This window comes from Pseudomonas sp. PA-4-8C (assembly GCF_021606625.1).
Taxonomy (GTDB): Bacteria; Pseudomonadota; Gammaproteobacteria; order Pseudomonadales; family Pseudomonadaceae; genus Aquipseudomonas; species Aquipseudomonas lactis.
Genome location: NZ_WKCD01000031.1, coordinates 19,951 through 37,136, shown reverse-complemented (window position 1 = coordinate 37,136; position 17,186 = coordinate 19,951). Strand labels below are relative to the sequence as shown.

Below are 17,186 nucleotides of genomic sequence, written 5' to 3'. Positions count from 1 at the left end.
TGCCGGTTTAGCCGCCCCGCGCCATGGATGGCGCGTGGCGGCGGCCCCCCAAATCACTGGCGGATTACGGGCACACCGAGCCTAAGCGAGGTGCCGAGTGGTGGGGCAAGAGCGTTTTGCTTACTTTTGCGCTTTTCAAAAGTGAGCCGCCGTCAGGGCGGAACCCTAAGCGGCCGTTACCGCAGCAATGGATATGTACACAATCCAACTGTGTTGACTGCCAGGCCGCCTTCGCGAGCAAGCCCGCTCCCACAGTTTAATTGCGGGGTGTCAGGTAGATAGGCGTCGGCTGATAGGCCGCTATCGCAGGCAAGCCAGCTCCCACATTTGAACCACTTTAAAGGCTTAACCCAACAGCGCCTGCTGGCTTTGCCCGAACATCAGGTATTCCACCAACTCCGGCAACGGCAACGGCTTGCTGATCAGGTAACCCTGGACCTGGTCGCACCCAAACAAGCGCAAAAGCTCAAGTTGCTCAGGGGTTTCCACGCCTTCGGCGACCACTTCCAGGTTGAGGTTGTGGGCCAGGTTGATCATGGCGTGCACCAGCTTGCGGTTTTCTTCGCGCTCTTCCATGCCGCCGACAAAACTCTTGTCGATCTTCAACAAGGCAATCGGCAGGCTGTTGAGGTGCACAAACGATGAAAAACCGGTGCCGAAGTCATCCAGGGAAAACCGCACACCCAACCGGCCAAGGGCATCCATGGTCTGTTTGACCAGGTCGCTGCGGCGCATCACGGCGGTTTCGGTCAGTTCAAATTCCAGCCATTGCGCTTCCACGCCGCGCTCGGCAATCAGGCGGCTGAGGGTGGACAGCAACTGGCTGTCCTGAAACTGGCGAAACGACAGGTTGACCGCCATGTGCAGCGGCGGCAGGCCGCGTTCGCGCAGGTCTTGCATGTCGCGCAGGGCTCGGGAGATCACCCAGTAGCCCAATGGCACGATCAGGCCACTCTGTTCGGCCAGCGGCACGAATTCGCTGGGCGGCAACAAGCCGCGCTCGCCGTGGCGCCAGCGCACCAGGGCTTCGAGGCCAACGATATGGCCGTCGTCCAGGTCCAGGCGCGGCTGGTAATGCAGCTCCAACTCATCGCGGCGCAAGGCCCGGCGCAGTTCGCTTTCCAGGTCGGCCAGGCTGCGGGCGTTGCGGTTGATGCGTTCATTGAAGATATGGAAAGTGCAGCCCTGGGTGCTTTTGGCCTGTTGCATGGCGATATGGGCATGCCACATCAACGGGTCGGCGCCAGCGCGGGCTCGAGCATGGGCCATGCCCAGGCTGCAACCGATCAACAGGCTTTCGCCATCCACCCAATAGGGTTCGGCCATCACTTCGGTGATGCGCTCGGCCATCCATTCGGCGCGCTGGGGCGCCCGGCGGGTATCGATCAACAAGGCAAACTCATCGCTGCCCAGGCGCGCCAGTTGGTCCCCGGCTTCGAGCTGGCTCTTGAGCCTCGACACCACTTGCAGGATCAAACGGTCGCCCGCCTGATGACCGAGGGCATCGTTGGCATGACGAAAATTGTCCAGGTCCAGGTGACCGAGGGCCAGGCCACGGCCGTCGTTTTCTGCCAAGCGCGCGGCCAGCAAGGTCTGGAAGCCCTGGCGGTTGGCAATACCGGTGAGCGGGTCCTGCTCGGCCAGGCGCTGCAAGGTGTTCTCCAGCACGCCGCGCTCGCGCACATGGCGCAGGCAGCGGCGCAATGTGTCGGCATCCAATGCATCCAGCACCAACCAATCGCTGACACCCAGCGGCGACACCAGGGGCTCCTGCTCCAGCAGCAATACACACGGCAAACTGCACCGGCCCGGGCCGGGCTGCAGGCTGGGCGTGGTCAATAACACAGCACCCTGGTCGTCATCGAACAGGCGGCTCACCGAGTCCCAGTTGGGCGCACTGATCAGCACAGCCCCTTCGCCCATCGGCGCCAGGCACTCGCGCAACAACGCTGCCCACTCGGGCTCATCGGCCAGCAGCAGCAAACGCAAGGGTTCGACAGGCGTAGACACGCTAACTCCCTAGACTCTGCAAAATTTCATTAGCGGTGCCATTATGACGTGCGGCCTGACAATGACAAAGGATGACAAATGATAGGTGTTATCAAATACGCAGACTGTAAATAATCGTCTCGGCTATTCCTCCACATCCTGCGGCAAAGTAGCAAAACCGGCAAATTTAGATCGAGTGGTACGTCACACCGTCGTTCTATGGCAGCAGAATCTTTCCAGCCTGTTAAAATGCCCGCCCTTTTGAACAACGACTCCTAAAATTCCGTATGTCCCGACTCAATCCCCGGCAGCAAGAAGCCGTGAACTACGTCGGCGGCCCTCTATTGGTGCTCGCCGGTGCAGGCTCCGGCAAGACCAGCGTGATCACCCGCAAGATCGCGCACTTGATCCAGAACTGCGGCATCCGCGCCCAGTACATCGTCGCCATGACTTTCACCAACAAGGCGGCGCGGGAAATGAAAGAGCGGGTCGGCACCCTGCTCAAGGGTGGCGAAGGCCGTGGCCTTACCGTGTGTACCTTCCACAACCTGGGCCTGAACATCATCCGCAAGGAGCATGTGCGGCTGGGCTACAAGCCGGGCTTCTCGATCTTCGACGAGACCGACGTCAAGGCCTTGATGACCGACATCATGCAGAAGGAATACGCGGGTGACGACGGCGTCGACGAGATCAAGAACATGATCGGGGCCTGGAAAAACGACCTGATCCTGCCCGCCGAAGCCCTGGAAGCCGCGCGCAACCCCAAGGAGCAGACCGCCGCCATCGTCTACACCCACTACCAGCGCACGCTCAAGGCGTTCAACGCGGTGGACTTCGACGACCTGATCCTGCTACCGGTCAAGCTATTCCAGGAGCACAAGGACATCCTGGAGAAGTGGCAAAACAAGGTGCGCTACCTGCTGGTGGACGAATACCAGGACACCAACGCCAGCCAATACCTGCTGGTGAAGTTGCTGATCGGCACGCGCAACCAGTTCACCGTGGTAGGCGACGACGACCAGTCGATCTACGCCTGGCGCGGCGCCCGCCCGGAAAACCTGATGCTGCTCAAGGAAGACTACCCCTCCTTGAAAGTGGTGATGCTGGAGCAGAACTACCGCTCCACCAGCCGCATCCTGCGCTGCGCCAACGTGCTGATCTCCAACAACCCCCACGAGTTTGAAAAACAACTGTGGAGCGAGATGGGCCATGGCGACGAGATCCGTGTGATCCGCTGCCGCAACGAAGACGCCGAAGCCGAGCGCGTGGCCGTGGAAATCCTCAGCCTGCACTTGCGCACCGACCGGCCCTACAGCGACTTTGCGATCCTGTATCGCGGCAACTACCAGGCCAAACTGATTGAGCTGAAGCTGCAGCATCACCAGGTGCCGTATCGCCTGTCGGGCGGCAACAGCTTTTTCGGACGCCAGGAAGTCAAAGACCTGATGGCCTACTTTCGGCTGATCGTGAACCCGGACGACGACAACGCCTTCCTGCGCGTGATCAACGTGCCACGCCGGGAAATCGGCTCGACGACCCTGGAAAAGCTCGGTAACTACGCCACCGAACGCAAGATCTCGATGTACGCCGCCACCGACGAAATCGGCCTGGGCGAACACCTGGACACGCGCTTCACTGATCGCCTGTCACGCTTCAAGCGCTTCATGGACAAGGTGCGCGAGCAGTGCGCCGGCGAAGACCCGATCAGCGCCCTGCGCAGCATGGTCATGGACATCGACTATGAAAACTGGCTGCGCACCAACAGTTCCAGCGACAAGGCCGCGGATTACCGCATGGGCAACGTCTGGTTCCTGATCGAGGCGTTGAAGAACACCCTGGAAAAAGACGAAGACGGCGAGATGACCGTCGAGGACGCCATCGGCAAGCTGGTGTTGCGCGACATGCTCGAGCGCCAGCAAGAAGAGGAAGACGGTGCCGAAGGCGTGCAGATGATGACCTTGCATGCGTCCAAGGGCCTGGAATTTCCCTACGTGTTCATCATGGGCATGGAAGAGGAAATCCTCCCGCACCGCTCCAGCATCGAAGCCGACACCATCGAGGAAGAACGCCGCCTGGCCTATGTGGGTATTACCCGCGCACGTCAGACCCTGGCCTTCACCTTTGCCGCCAAGCGCAAGCAATACGGTGAAATCATCGACTGTGCCCCCAGCCGGTTCCTGGATGAACTGCCGCCGGACGACCTGGCCTGGGAAGGCAATGACGACACGCCCACCGAGGTGAAGGCCGTTCGCGGCAACACCGCCTTGGCGGATATACGCGCGATGCTAAAGCGCTAGAATCGACTACTTTTTAATCTACTTTCGGCGCACAACGCGCCATTAGAGGAAGCTTTCCGTGGAAGCACTGCACAAGAAAATTCGCGAAGAAGGCATCGTGCTTTCCGATCAGGTCCTCAAGGTTGACGCCTTTTTGAACCACCAGATCGACCCGGCGCTGATGAAACTGATCGGCGACGAATTCGCCGCACTGTTCAAGGATTCGGGCATCACCAAGATCGTCACCATCGAAGCCTCGGGCATTGCACCGGCCATCATGACCGGGCTGAACCTGGGCGTGCCGGTGATCTTCGCCCGCAAGCAGCAATCCTTGACCCTCACGGAAAACCTGCTGTCGGCCACGGTGTATTCCTTCACCAAGAAAACCGAAAGCACCGTGGCGATCTCCCCGCGCCACCTGACCAGCAGCGACCGCGTGCTGGTGATCGATGACTTTTTGGCCAACGGCAAGGCGTCCCAGGCGCTGATCTCGATCATCAAGCAGGCCGGCGCGACCGTCGCCGGTTTGGGCATTGTGATCGAGAAGTCGTTCCAGGGCGGGCGTGCAGAACTGGATGCGCAGGGTTATCGGGTTGAGTCGCTGGCGCGGGTGAAGTCGCTGGCCGGTGGTGTCGTGACCTTTATCGAGTAATCACTATGTGGGAGCTGGCTTGCCTGCGATAGCGGAGTGTCAGTCGACAGAGATGTCGACTGAAAGGCCCTCATCGCAGGCAAGCCAGCTCCCACATGGGGTTTTGCGTTGGGCTGTCAGTGGGCGGTGGCCTGCAGGCCGGCAAGCAGCAATCGTTGATACAGGTCTTCCTTGATGCCCTCCGGCTTATCCAGGCGCATGCGCTGCAAATGCTTGGGAAAGGCCTCCGGCTCCGGCGCGTCGAGTGCCGCCTTGCCCAACTCCAGAATTTCCGTGAGCTTGAATTTGCTCTTGAGCCAGTTCAGCGCTCGTAACAAATCCCGCTCTTCATCCGTGAAGTCGCTGCCCAGGGGGTATTCCGGGAACAGGCGACGATGCCTGGCCTGAATCGCCTGAAGCCGCTCTGGCGTGTTGTCGGCAAAACGCGGATCCAACTGGAATTCCTTGGGCAGTTTGCCGGCCTTTTGCGCTTGTTCAATCAAGTCGTGCTGGAACCTGGAGTCGGCGATGTTCAGCAGCGCTTCGATCACCTTGGCATCCGTCTGACCGCGCAAGTCGGCAATGCCGTATTCTGTAATGACAATATCCCGCAGGTGCCGGGGAATGGTGCAGTGGCCGTACTCCCAGACGATATTGGAACTGACCTCCCCCGCCGACTCACGCCAGCTGCGCAAAATCAGGATTGAGCGTGCACCTTCCAGCGCATGCCCCTGGGTCACGAAATTGTATTGCCCGCCCACGCCACTGAGCACGCGACCGTCTTCCAACTGATCGGCCACGCCAGCGCCGAGCAAGGTGACCATGATCGCGCTGTTGATAAACCGCGCATCCAGGCGCTGCAGGCGCTTGAGTTCTTCCTGCCCGTACAGCTCGTTGATGTAGCTGATGCGGGTCATGTTGAATGCCTGGCGCTTGGCGTGGGTCATTTCCTGCAGGCGCTGGTAAAAACTGCGCGGCCCCAGGAAGAAACCGCCATGGATCGACACGCCGTCGGGTTGCGCCGCGTCGTCCAGGGTGCCCGCGTTGGCCTGCATCTGGGTCGCCACATCCGGGTAGACCTTGCGCCGCACAATCCCGGCATCGGCCAATACCAGCAGGCCGTTGACGAACATCTCGCTGCAACCGTAAAGGCCACGGGCAAACGGCTCAACGCCGCCTTCGCGGCTGATCAACGGCGCCCACTGGTACACATCCAGGTCGGTGAGCAACAGGCGATAGGCCTCGTTGTCGGCCTGGCGCGCCAGCAAGGCAGCGGTCAGCGCATCGCCCATGGAGCCGATACCAATCTGCAACGTACCGCCATCACGCACCAGGGTACTGGCATGCAGGCCGATAAAATGGTCCTGAAAGCCCACCGGCATATTCGGCGTGGAGAACAACGTGGTGCTGTCTTTTTCATCCAGCAGGTAGTCGAACTCATCCATGCCCAGCTCGGCATCACCGGGCATGTAGGGCAAGTCGCTATGGACCTGGCCAACGACCAGGATGGTCTCCCCGGTCGCGCGGCGCTTGGCGATCATGGGCATCAGGTCGAGGGTGATATCCGGGTTGCAGCTCAGGCTCAGGCGGTCGGGATGCTCGCTGCTACTGGCAACCAGTTGCGCCACCAGGTTCAGGCCGGCGGCATTGATGTCGCGCGCCGCATGGCTGTAGTTGCTGCTGACGTAATCCTGCTGCGCCGCGGCGCTGTGGAGCAGGCTGCCAGGCTGCATGAAGAATTGCTGCACACGGATATTCTTCGGCAGGCTGCCCTTGTGCAGGTCGGCGAGAAAGTCTAGTTCGGGGTAGTCGCCAAACACCCGTTCGATAAAGGGTTCGAGAAAGCGTTTCTGCAAGCCATCCCCCATCGTCGGGCGACCCAGGCTCAACGCGGTGTAGATAGTCAGCGCCCGCTCCGGCAACTTGGCGATGCGCCGGTACAGCGCGTTGACGAACAAATTGGGCTTGCCCAGGCCCAAGGGCATGCCCATGTGGATATGCGCCGGCAACCGCGCCAGTACGTCGTCAACTGCTTGCTCGATTGAACACAACTGCACCATCCGACTGCTCCCGAACATTCCATGAATTGGAGTTGGACCGAGCTTGCCGGGTCTTTGCTGCAATGAACAGCCTCAATACATAATTCGCAGGCACAAAAAAGCCGCTCGTAAGCGGCATTTTTGGCGAAGATCGATCGGTTACAGCCCGGACATCTTCTTGATCGCACCCTTGAGGTCGTCGTCCGAGCAATCAGCGCAAGTGCCTTTGGGCGGCATGGCGTTGATACCGGTGATGGCCTTGGCCAGGATGCCATCGAGGCCGCCTTGATGGTCGGCGCGTTCTTTCCATGCGGCGGTGTCGCCAATTTTCGGCGCACCCAACAGGCCCGTGCTGTGGCAGGCATTACAGTGCTTGGCGATGATCTCATCCGGGGTTTTCGCGCCGCCGCCGCCCGCTGCCACGGCCACTTCCATGCCCTTGCATTCCTGGCCCTGGACGCAAACCTGACCCACAGGCTCCAGGCGCTTGGCAATGTCATCATTGGTCGCAGCTTGAGCGCTGACAGCCCATAGGGCCAGTACGGTTGCTGGTGCAGCCAGCATTTTCATAATTAGGTTCACGCGTTCACCCTCAATGGTGGCTATTCACGCCTGCGGCCACGGTTTCGCAGGCGGCGAAAGTATAACGGTTAGCCCGCCCGGCCGAAACAACCCTATTAAATAAAGGGAGATTCGGCTTCACGGTGTACAGCTGCGGGAACCTCTGCAACGCTGGCAGGGCGCCTCTATTCTTAAAAGTTAGCGGGGGTGGCTGCGCTGATTAGTCGCGCCGGCACGTCGAACGGATTGCGAAAACGATGGGGCCTGGTACTTTCAAAGTAGTAGCTATCGCCAGCCTCAAGCACAAAAGTTTCAAGGCCGACCACCAACTCCAGGCGACCTTCCACCAGAATCCCGGTTTCCTCGCCTTCATGGGTGAGCATTTCTTCGCCCGTGTCGGCACCTGGCGGGTAGATCTCGGTGAGAAAAGCGATGGCCCGGCTCGGGCGCGACCGCCCCACCAGTTTCATGGTAACGGCACCGTCGGAGATGTCGATCAGCTCATTGGCTTTATAGACGATCTGCGTCGGTATTTCCTGGAGGACTTCCTCGGAGAAGAACTCGACCATGGACATGGGGATACCGCCCAGCACCTTGCGCAGGGAGCTGATCGAGGGGCTGACGCTGTTTTTCTCGATCATCGAAATGGTGCTGTTGGTGACGCCCGCACGCTTGGCGAGCTCACGCTGGGAAAGACCTTTGAGTTTACGGATGGATTGCAGTCGTTCGCCGACGTCCAATGCAGGAGCCTCCTAGGATTCAGGCTTTGTTGTAATTGAGCGTTATCATGGCGACAGCGTTCAGTATTTACAACACTTGGGCCTAAATCCCGGCCTGCTCGGTTCGTTGCTGGCGGCTAAGCGCCGCTATAGAGCCTTGGCACTCGGCGTAGATTGCAGAAAATCTGATAGGGAATGGTCTCAGCGGCCACGGCAACATCACTGGCGAGGATGTGCTTGCCCCACAGCTCCACAGTGGAACCAAGGCCCGCCTGGGGCAAGTCGGTGAGGTCGACACACAGCATGTCCATGGACACGCGCCCCAGCAGCCGGCTGCGCTGGCCAGCGACCAGCACCGGTGTGCCGGTGGGCGCATGGCGCGGGTAACCGTCGGCATAGCCCATGGCAACCACGCCGATGCGCATCGGCTTGGGCGTGACGAACCTGGCGCCGTAGCCCACCGGCTCACCGGCTGGCAATTCGCGCACGCAGATCACTTTGGACTCCAGGGTCATCACCGGCTGCAAGCGCGCGGCGAGGGCCTGGTCTTCGCCAAAGGGCGTTGCGCCGTACAGCATGATACCGGGGCGCACCCAGTCGCTGGACACGCTCGGCCAGCCCAATACAGAAGGTGAGTTACGCAGGCTCACCTCAGCCGCCAGCCCCTGGCGCGCCGCCTCAAACACCGTTACTTGTTCGTTGCTGCTGACGCAATCGAGCTCATCGGCGCGGGCAAAATGGCTCATCAATACGATCTTCGCCACTTTGCCACTAGCCAGCAGGCGCTGATACGCCTCCTGGTAATCCTTGGGGTGCAGGCCCACACGGTGCATGCCCGAGTCCAGCTTCAGCCACACTGTCAGCGGCTTGCTCAAATGAGCTTTCTCGATGGCTTCCAACTGCCACAACGAATGCACCACGCACCACAAATCCTGCTCGATGATCAGCGGCAACTCGTCGGCTTCGAAAAAACCTTCCAGCAGCAACACCGGCGCACGAATGCCGGCGGCGCGCAGTTCCAGCGCTTCCTCGATGCACGCCACGGCAAACCCGTCGGCTTGCGCCTCCAGCGCCTGGGCCACGGGCACCGCACCATGGCCGTAGGCATCGGCCTTGATCACGGCGAGGGCCTTGGCCCCGGTGACTTCTCGGGCCAATTGGTAGTTATGGCGCAGGGCTTGGAGGTCGATCAGGGCACGGGCTGGACGCATGGCGGCAGGCTTCTAGGCAGCAAAGTCAATAAAAAACCGGTGCCGACCAACAACGTCGGCACCGGGAGAGGGATGGTTGTTAAGGCAGCGCAGCCACGACAGACAGTTCTACCAGAATCTCGGGTTCGCACAGCTTGGCTTGCACCGTGGCGCGGGCCGGGGCGACGCCTTTAGGCAGCCACTTGTCCCATACCGCGTTCATCAAAGCGAAGTCGGCGTCGATGTCCTTCAGGTAGATCGTTACCGACAACAACCTGGACTTGTCGGTCCCGGCAAGGTCCAGCAAGCGCTCGATATTGACCAGGGTTTCACGGGTCTGCTGCTCAATCCCGGCGCTCATGTCGTCGCCGACCTGCCCTGCCAGGTACACGGTACCGCTGTGGACAACGATCTGGCTCATGCGCTCATTGGTGAGCTGGCGCTGGATTGACATGTTGTGCGGACTCCTGGTGGTTGCCATAACGGGAAATATCGAGGCCTGCGGCGCTGATCTGTGGCGTTTTTTTCGCCATCAGGTCGGCCAGCAAGCGACCGGAACCACAGGCCATGGTCCAACCGAGGGTACCGTGGCCTGTGTTCAGGAACAGGTTCTTGAACGGCGTGGCACCCACAATCGGTGTGCCGTCTGGGGTGGTCGGGCGCAGGCCGGTCCAGAAACTGGCTTGGGCCAGATCGCCGCCCTGAGGATAAAGGTCGTTGACGATCATCTCCAGGGTTTCACGTCGCCGCGGGTTCAGCGACAGGTCAAAACCGGCTATTTCAGCCATGCCACCGACGCGAATACGGTTGTCGAAACGGGTGATCGCGACTTTGTAGGTCTCATCGAGAATGGTCGAGGTCGGCGCCATTGCCGGGTTGGTGATCGGCACAGTCAGCGAATAACCCTTGAGCGGGTACACCGGCGCCTTGATCCCCAACGGCTTGAGCAGCTTGGGCGAGTAACTGCCGAGGGCCAGGACATAGCGGTCGGCAGTTTCCAGCTTGCCGTCGATCAACACGCCGTTGATGCGGTCGCCTGCGTAGTCCAGGCGCTGGATGTCTTGTTCGAAGCGAAATTCCACGCCCAGTTGTTTGCACATGTCGACCAGGCGCGTGGTGAACATCTGGCAATCGCCCGTCTGGTCGTTGGGCAGGCGCAGGGCCCCGGCGAGGATATCGGTGACGCTGGCCAGGGCTGGTTCAACCCGGGCAATGCCGGCGCGGTCGAGCAATTCGAACGGCACACCGGACTCTTTCAGCACGGCGATGTCCTTGGCGGCGCCATCGAGCTGGGCCTGGGTGCGGAACAGTTGGGTCGTCCCGAGGCTGCGGCCTTCGTAGGCAATGCCGGTCTCGGCGCGCAATTCGTCGAGGCAGTCGCGGCTGTACTCGGACAGGCGCACCATGCGTTCCTTGTTCACCGCATAGCGGCTGGCCGTGCAGTTGCGCAGCATCTGCGCCATCCACAGGTATTGATCGATATCGGCGGTAGCCTTGATCGCCAGCGGCGCGTGGCGTTGCAGCAGCCACTTGATCGCTTTGAGTGGCACACCCGGCGCGGCCCATGGCGAAGCGTAGCCTGGGGACACCTGACCGGCGTTGGCGAAACTGGTTTCCATGGCAGCGGCAGGCTGACGATCGACCACCACGACGTCGAAACCGGCCCGCGCCAAATAGTAGGCGCTGGTCACCCCAATGACGCCGCTACCCAAGACCAGAACGCGCATTTTTATATCCTCATCGCGGGCTTGGCCGCTGACGTGTGTTATTCGAGCAATGATGAGCGCAGTGTAAAAAACAATCGGCAGTGCATTTCACTATATAAATGCCTATATTTGGCGACAATTCTTGGCAAAAACCCTTTTGACAGAGGCGTATCCCCTATGCGTACCAACACCCAGACCAAGCGGGAGCTGGACAAGATCGACCGCAATATCCTGCGCATCCTGCAAACCGACGGGCGCATCTCGTTCACGGAGCTGGGGGAAAAGGTCGGGCTGTCCACCACGCCCTGCACCGAGCGCGTGCGGCGCCTGGAGCGCGAAGGGATCATCATGGGCTACAACGCACGGCTCAATCCCCAGCATTTGAAGGGCAGTTTGCTGGTATTTGTCGAGATCAGCCTGGATTACAAGTCGGGTGACACCTTTGAAGAATTCCGCCGAGCCGTGCTGAAACTGCCTCACGTGCTGGAGTGCCATCTAGTGTCGGGTGATTTCGACTACCTGGTGAAAGCGCGGATTTCCGAGATGGCTTCGTACCGCAAATTGCTGGGCGATATCCTGCTCAAACTCCCCCATGTGCGCGAATCCAAGAGCTATATCGTGATGGAAGAGGTGAAGGAGAGCCTGAACCTGCCGATCCCGGACTGACTCACTGACACAACACGGTCAACTGTGGGAGCTGGCTTGCCTGCGATAGCGTCGGCTCAGAGGCATAGGTGCTAGCTGACCCACCGCTATCGCAGGCAAGCCAGCTCCCACAGTTTTAACCGAGTACATCCGCTAGACCAACACCTGCCGGGTGCTCGCCATGTACTCATGAATCTGCTTCTCCACCCGCGGATGAATCAGCTCGACCGGCCGGCGACCATTAGGGCACGGCAAGGTCTTGGTGGTGCCGAACAGGCGACAGATCAGCGGCCGCTCGTCATACACCGTGCAGCCCTTGGGTCCCAGGTGCACGCAGTTCAGCTCGTCCATCGCCGCCTCTTGCTCGGCGGCGGTCTTGCGCGGCAGGCGCGACATTTCTTCGGGTGAAGTGGTCACCGGCCCGCAGCAGTCGTGGCAACCGGGGACGCACTCAAACGATGGAATCTGGCGACGCAGCGCGCTGATTTTCTGACTGTTGCAACTCATCGAAACCCATACCGAACGGCAAATAGACGTGGATTCTGACGCAAAACGCCCCGCGCAGACAGCGTCGTGCGACCACTGTATCCTGCGTCAAATTTTCCAGACAGGGAGGTTCCCCATGACCGCCAGCGCCCGGCACACCGCTTCCTACTACGCCGCCAGCAGCGTGCCGCAACCGGATTACCCGACGTTGACGGGTGAGGTAAACGCCGATGTCTGTGTGATCGGCGGGGGTTTCTCCGGTCTTAACACCGCCCTGGAATTGGCCGAGCGCGGCTTTCGCGTGGTGTTGCTGGAAGCGCGCAAGATCGGCTGGGGTGCCAGCGGGCGCAATGGCGGCCAGTTGATTCGCGGGGTCGGCCACGGACTGGATCAGTTCACCCAGGTGATCGGCAGCGACGGCGTGCGCCAGATGAAGCTGATGGGCCTGGAAGCCGTGGAGATCGTGCGCGAGCGTGTGGAGCGCTTCCAGATCCCCTGTGACCTGACCTGGGGCTACTGCGACCTGGCCAACAAACCCCGCGACCTGCAGGGCCTGGCCGAGGATGCCGAAGAGCTGCACAGCCTGGGTTACCGCCACGAAGTGCGCCTGTTGCAAGCCAGCGAGATGGGCACGGTCATCGGCTCCGATCGCTACGTAGGCGGCATGATCGACATGGGTTCCGGCCACCTGCACCCGCTGAACCTGGCACTGGGTGAGGCCGCCGTTGCCCAGCAGTTGGGCGTGGCGCTGTACGAGCAATCCCAAGTGACCCGCATCGACTACGGCCCTGAGGTCAAGGTGCATACCGCCCAAGGCACAGTGCGCGCCAAGACCCTGGTACTGGCCTGCAACGCCTACCTGAACGGACTCAACCCGCAACTGAGCGGCAAGGTGCTGCCCGCCGGCAGCTACATCATTGCCACGGAGCCCTTGAGCGAAGCACAAGCCACCAGCCTGTTGCCGCAGAACATGGCCGTGTGTGACCAACGCGTGACGGTGGATTACTTCCGCCTGTCCGCCGACCATCGCCTGTTGTTCGGCGGCGCCTGCCACTATTCCGGACGCGACCCCAAGGATATCGGCACCTATATGCGACCGAAAATGTTGCAGGTATTCCCGCAACTGGCCGACGTGAAGATCGACTACCAGTGGGGCGGCATGATCGGCATCGGCGCCAACCGCCTGCCGCAGATTGGCCGCCTGGCCGATCAACCCAACGTGTATTACGCCCAGGCCTATGCCGGCCATGGCCTCAACGCCACGCACCTGGCGGGCAAGCTGTTGGCCGAGGCCATCAGCGGCCAGCAACAGGGGCGCTTCGATCTGTTCGCCCAAGTGCCACACATCACCTTCCCCGGCGGCAAACACCTGCGTTCGCCGCTGCTGGCCCTGGGAATGCTGTGGCACCGCCTCAAAGAACTGCTCTGATCAATCGCGCCAGAAGGGTTTCAAACCCTCACGGCGCGCCTGCTCGGCGGTCAGCCCGATGTCGCGTAACTGCTCGCGGCTCAGGTCCAGCAGGGCCTTGCGCGTATGACGACGGCGCCAGAACAGACTCCAGCGGCCAGGCGCCTGGGCAGTGAGCACCGGCTCCTGCCCCGCTTCCAGTTCCTGACTGCGTAACGCCAGCCGTACATCGCTCATGCCGCTCATTTGACTGCCCCTCATTGGCCCGTTGCCTTGAGTGATCAGCATGCGTGGGCGGCCAGAACCATGACAGATTCAGCCAACTTTTATTAAACCCATACAGAGACTGCCGCTGCGTGGCTGAATCCTGTATTTTCCCTCTATCTGTACTGGTCCCTCGGGAGCGAGCACCATGACCCTTTACGTCAACCTCGCCGAATTGCTCGGCACCCGCATTGAACAGGGCTTTTATCGTCCGGGCGATCGACTGCCCTCGGTGCGGGCCTTGAGTGTGGAACATGGGGTAAGCCTGAGCACCGTGCAGCAGGCATATCGGTTGCTCGAAGACAACGGCCTGGCGATGCCCAAGCCCAAGTCAGGCTATTTTGTTCCGGTGGGCCGTGAACTGCCGGCGCTGCCCGAGATAGGCCGCCCGGCCCAACGCCCAGTGGAAATCTCCCAGTGGGACCTGGTGCTGGAACTGATTCGTGCGGTGCCGCGCAAAGACGTCATACAGATGGGCCGCGGCATGCCGGATGTATTGTCGCCCACCTTGAAGCCGTTGCTGCGTAGCCTCGCCCGTGTCAGCCGCCGCCAAGACCTGCCGGGGCTGTATTACGACAATATCCTTGGCTGTATGGAGTTGCGTGAGCAAATCGCCCGGCTGTCATTGGACTCCGGTTGCCAACTGAGCGCCGAAGACATCGTGATCACCACCGGTTGCCACGAAGCCCTCTCCGCCAGCATTCACGCCATCTGTGAGCCCGGCGATATCGTTGCGGTGGATTCGCCCAGCTTCCACGGCGCCATGCAGACCCTCAAGGGCCTGGGCATGAAAGCCCTGGAAATCCCCACCGACCCGCTCACTGGCATCAGCCTCGAAGCCCTGGAACTGGCGCTGGAACAGTGGCCGATCAAAGTCATCCAGCTCACCCCAAACTGCAACAACCCCTTGGGCTACATCATGCCGGAAGCGCGCAAACGCGCCTTGCTGACCCTGGCCCAGCGCTTTGACGTGGCGATTATCGAAGACGATGTGTATGGCGAACTGGCCTACAGCTACCCACGCCCGCGCACCATCAAATCCTTCGATGAAGACGGCCGTGTGCTGCTGTGCAGCTCGTTCTCCAAAACCCTGGCGCCCGGCCTGCGCATTGGTTGGGTCGCACCGGGACGCTACCTGGAACGGGTGCTGCACATGAAATACATCAGCACCGGCTCTACGGCCACACAGCCGCAGATCGCCATTGCCGAATTCCTCAAAGGCGGGCATTTCGAGCCGCATTTACGCAGGATGCGCACCCAATACCAACGTAATCGCGACTTGATGCTTGATTGGGTCAGCCGCTATTTCCCCGCTGGCACGCGCGCCAGCCGGCCCCAGGGCAGCTTCATGCTGTGGATCGAACTGCCTGAAGGGTTCGACACCTTGAAGCTCAACCGCGTGCTGGTAGAACAAGGCGTACAGGTGGCGGTAGGCAGTATTTTTTCTGCCTCCGGCAAATACCGTAATTGCTTGCGCATGAACTACGCTGCCAAGCCAACGGCGCAGATTGAAGAGGCCGTGCGCAAGGTGGGGGCGGCCGCAGGCAAGATGCTGGAAGAGACGGCGGACTGACCTTTCCCGAGCAATTGCCGTCATATGCCACAACCGCCCTGACCTGGAAGCAGTTTCCTTGATGATTCGACGGCTTTTACCGTTTTGCCTGCTAGGCGCCCTGGCCCTGGGCGGCTGTGCCACGGTCGACACCCCGCGCATCCCCAGCGATGCCCTGCCGGCGAAGGACTCCTCGTTCGGTCGCTCGATCCAGGCCCAGGCCGCCCCCTACCAAGGGCGCTCGGGCTTCCGGTTGCTGCCCAACAGCAGTGAAGCCTTCATGGCGCGCGCCGAGTTGATCCGCAACGCCCAGACCAGCCTCGACTTGCAGTACTACATCGTGCACGACGGCATCAGCACACGCATGCTTGTGGACGAACTGCTCAAGGCCGCCGACCGCGGGGTGCGCGTGCGCATTCTGCTGGACGACACCACTAGCGATGGCCTCGACCAGATCATCGCCACCCTCGCCGCCCATCCCAAGGTGCAGATACGCCTGTTCAACCCCTTGCACCTGGGGCGCAGCACCGGCGTTACGCGCGCCATGGGCCGGGTATTCAACCTGTCACTGCAACACCGGCGCATGCATAACAAACTGTGGCTGGCCGATAACAGCGTGGCCATCGTGGGCGGGCGCAACCTGGGCGACGAGTATTTCGACGCCGAACCGAGCCTGAATTTCACCGACATCGACATGCTCAGCGTGGGGCCGGTGGCCGAGCAATTGGGTCACAGCTTCGACCAGTACTGGAACAGCGCCCTGAGCAAGCCAATCGATGACTTCGTCTCGAACAAACCCTCCAAAGTCGACCTCGCCGTCGCCCGTGGGCGCCTTGAGGCCTCACTGGCCCAGTCCCGCCAGCAGAACCACGCGCTGTATAACCGCCTGCGCACGTACCAGACCCAGCCCCGCATGGACATCTGGCGCCGCGAGTTGATCTGGGCCTGGAACCAGGCGCTGTGGGACGCACCGAGCAAGGTACTGGCCAAGGCCGACCCCGACCCACGACTGCTGCTGACCACTCAGCTGGCGCCAGAGCTGGCGGGGGTCAGCCATGAGCTGATCATGATTTCGGCTTACTTCGTGCCGGGCCAACCTGGGCTGGTCTACCTCACAGGGCGCGCCGATGCGGGTGTTTCGGTGCGCCTGCTGACCAACGCCCTCGAAGCCACCGACGTGCCGGCTGTGCATGGCGGTTACGCACCGTATCGCAAAGCGTTGCTGGAGCACGGGGTGAAGCTCTATGAACTGCGCAGGCAACCCGGCGACCCCAGCGCAAGCAGCGGCCCGCATCTGTTTCAGCATGGCAGCTGGCGCGGCTCGGACTCGAGCCTGCACAGCAAGGCGATGATTTTTGATCGAGAAAAGTCGTTCATCGGCTCATTCAATTTCGACCCGCGCTCAGTGCTGTGGAACACCGAAGTCGGCGTACTGGTGGACAGCCCCGAACTGGCCGAACACGTACGCAACCTGGCGCTGGAAGGTATGGCGCCAGCGTTGAGCTATGAGGCCAAATTGCAAGACGGCCAGGTGGTATGGGTGACAGAAGACAACGGCCAGATGCACACCTTGACCCGCGAACCGGGCAGTTGGTGGCGGCGGTTCAACGCCTGGTTCGCCACCAGTGTTGGCCTGGAACGCATGCTCTAAAACCCCTGTAGGAGCGAGCTTGCTCGCGAAAAACGCCAACGATAACGCAGCGCATCTGGTTTAACGCGG

At 60.9% G+C, this 17,186-nt stretch carries 15 protein-coding genes; 6 read left to right on the top strand and 9 right to left on the bottom strand.

Going from position 1 to position 17,186, the window contains the following annotated elements:
* Nucleotides 1-345 precede the first annotated feature (345 nt).
* The gene (locus tag GIW04_RS08315; RefSeq protein ID WP_003195443.1) at nucleotides 346-2,010 is read right to left on the bottom strand and encodes a putative bifunctional diguanylate cyclase/phosphodiesterase; all 1,665 of its coding nucleotides are present in this window, start codon (nucleotides 2,008-2,010) and stop codon (nucleotides 346-348) included.
* A 266-nt stretch (nucleotides 2,011-2,276) separates the two neighbouring features.
* Between GIW04_RS08315 and rep the strand changes: the two genes are divergently transcribed.
* Both rep and GIW04_RS08305 read left to right on the top strand, forming a co-directional pair.
* Entirely contained in the window at nucleotides 2,277-4,286 is a 2,010-nt protein-coding gene (rep, locus tag GIW04_RS08310; protein WP_003195444.1) for a DNA helicase Rep, read from the top strand.
* Between the two features lie 58 nt (nucleotides 4,287-4,344).
* A complete protein-coding gene (locus GIW04_RS08305; protein ID WP_003195447.1) occupies nucleotides 4,345-4,917 on the top strand; it encodes a xanthine phosphoribosyltransferase in 573 nt (190 codons plus the stop codon).
* A 116-nt stretch (nucleotides 4,918-5,033) separates the two neighbouring features.
* Here the strand turns inward: GIW04_RS08305 and GIW04_RS08300 are convergent, their stop codons facing one another.
* The 6 genes from GIW04_RS08300 to dadA all read right to left on the bottom strand — a co-directional run bounded on the left by GIW04_RS08300 (nucleotide 5,034) and on the right by dadA (nucleotide 11,132).
* Nucleotides 5,034-6,956, bottom strand: coding sequence for an acetyl-CoA hydrolase/transferase C-terminal domain-containing protein (locus tag GIW04_RS08300; RefSeq protein WP_120247458.1), 1,923 nt, complete (start codon nucleotides 6,954-6,956; stop codon nucleotides 5,034-5,036).
* 138 nt (nucleotides 6,957-7,094) lie between these two features.
* Nucleotides 7,095-7,505, bottom strand: a complete 411-nt coding sequence (locus tag GIW04_RS08295) for a c-type cytochrome (RefSeq protein ID WP_003195451.1) — start codon at nucleotides 7,503-7,505, stop codon at nucleotides 7,095-7,097.
* Nucleotides 7,506-7,687: 182 nt separating this feature from the next.
* Nucleotides 7,688-8,236, bottom strand: a complete 549-nt coding sequence (locus GIW04_RS08290; protein WP_003195453.1) for a cupin domain-containing protein — start codon at nucleotides 8,234-8,236, stop codon at nucleotides 7,688-7,690.
* A 116-nt stretch (nucleotides 8,237-8,352) separates the two neighbouring features.
* Nucleotides 8,353-9,426 (bottom strand): alanine racemase, encoded by a 1,074-nt coding sequence (alr, locus tag GIW04_RS08285; RefSeq protein ID WP_120247457.1) that lies wholly within the window; start codon nucleotides 9,424-9,426, stop codon nucleotides 8,353-8,355.
* A gap of 79 nt (nucleotides 9,427-9,505) precedes the next feature.
* Complete coding sequence (locus GIW04_RS08280; RefSeq protein ID WP_003195456.1) at nucleotides 9,506-9,859, bottom strand: RidA family protein; 354 nt, start codon at nucleotides 9,857-9,859, stop codon at nucleotides 9,506-9,508.
* The gene (dadA, locus tag GIW04_RS08275; RefSeq protein ID WP_003195458.1) at nucleotides 9,831-11,132 is read right to left on the bottom strand and encodes a D-amino acid dehydrogenase; all 1,302 of its coding nucleotides are present in this window, start codon (nucleotides 11,130-11,132) and stop codon (nucleotides 9,831-9,833) included. Before dadA ends, GIW04_RS08280 begins: the two co-directional genes overlap by 29 nt.
* Before the next feature lie 156 nt (nucleotides 11,133-11,288).
* Between dadA and GIW04_RS08270 the strand changes: the two genes are divergently transcribed.
* Nucleotides 11,289-11,777, top strand: coding sequence for an Lrp/AsnC ligand binding domain-containing protein (locus GIW04_RS08270; RefSeq protein WP_003176896.1), 489 nt, complete (start codon nucleotides 11,289-11,291; stop codon nucleotides 11,775-11,777).
* Nucleotides 11,778-11,909: 132 nt separating this feature from the next.
* On the opposite strand, the gene GIW04_RS08265 is transcribed toward GIW04_RS08270, so the two are convergent.
* Complete coding sequence (locus GIW04_RS08265; RefSeq protein ID WP_003195461.1) at nucleotides 11,910-12,263, bottom strand: YkgJ family cysteine cluster protein; 354 nt, start codon at nucleotides 12,261-12,263, stop codon at nucleotides 11,910-11,912.
* Between the two features lie 115 nt (nucleotides 12,264-12,378).
* Between GIW04_RS08265 and GIW04_RS08260 the strand changes: the two genes are divergently transcribed.
* Nucleotides 12,379-13,671 carry an NAD(P)/FAD-dependent oxidoreductase gene (locus GIW04_RS08260; RefSeq protein ID WP_120247456.1) on the top strand — a complete coding sequence of 431 codons (1,293 nt, stop codon included), beginning with the start codon at nucleotides 12,379-12,381 and terminating at the stop codon, nucleotides 13,669-13,671.
* Here the strand turns inward: GIW04_RS08260 and GIW04_RS08255 are convergent, their stop codons facing one another.
* Nucleotides 13,672-13,896: a DUF1127 domain-containing protein gene (locus tag GIW04_RS08255; RefSeq protein WP_057710573.1), complete on the bottom strand. Its 225-nt coding sequence runs from the start codon at nucleotides 13,894-13,896 to the stop codon at nucleotides 13,672-13,674.
* A gap of 166 nt (nucleotides 13,897-14,062) precedes the next feature.
* On the opposite strand from GIW04_RS08255, the gene GIW04_RS08250 reads away from it, so the two are divergent.
* On the top strand, nucleotides 14,063-15,487 hold the full coding sequence (locus tag GIW04_RS08250) for an aminotransferase-like domain-containing protein (RefSeq protein WP_003195467.1): 1,425 nt from the start codon (nucleotides 14,063-14,065) through the stop codon (nucleotides 15,485-15,487).
* Nucleotides 15,488-15,548: 61 nt separating this feature from the next.
* A complete protein-coding gene (locus GIW04_RS08245) occupies nucleotides 15,549-17,117 on the top strand; it encodes a phospholipase D family protein (protein ID WP_094774738.1) in 1,569 nt (522 codons plus the stop codon).
* Nucleotides 17,118-17,186 lie beyond the last annotated feature (69 nt).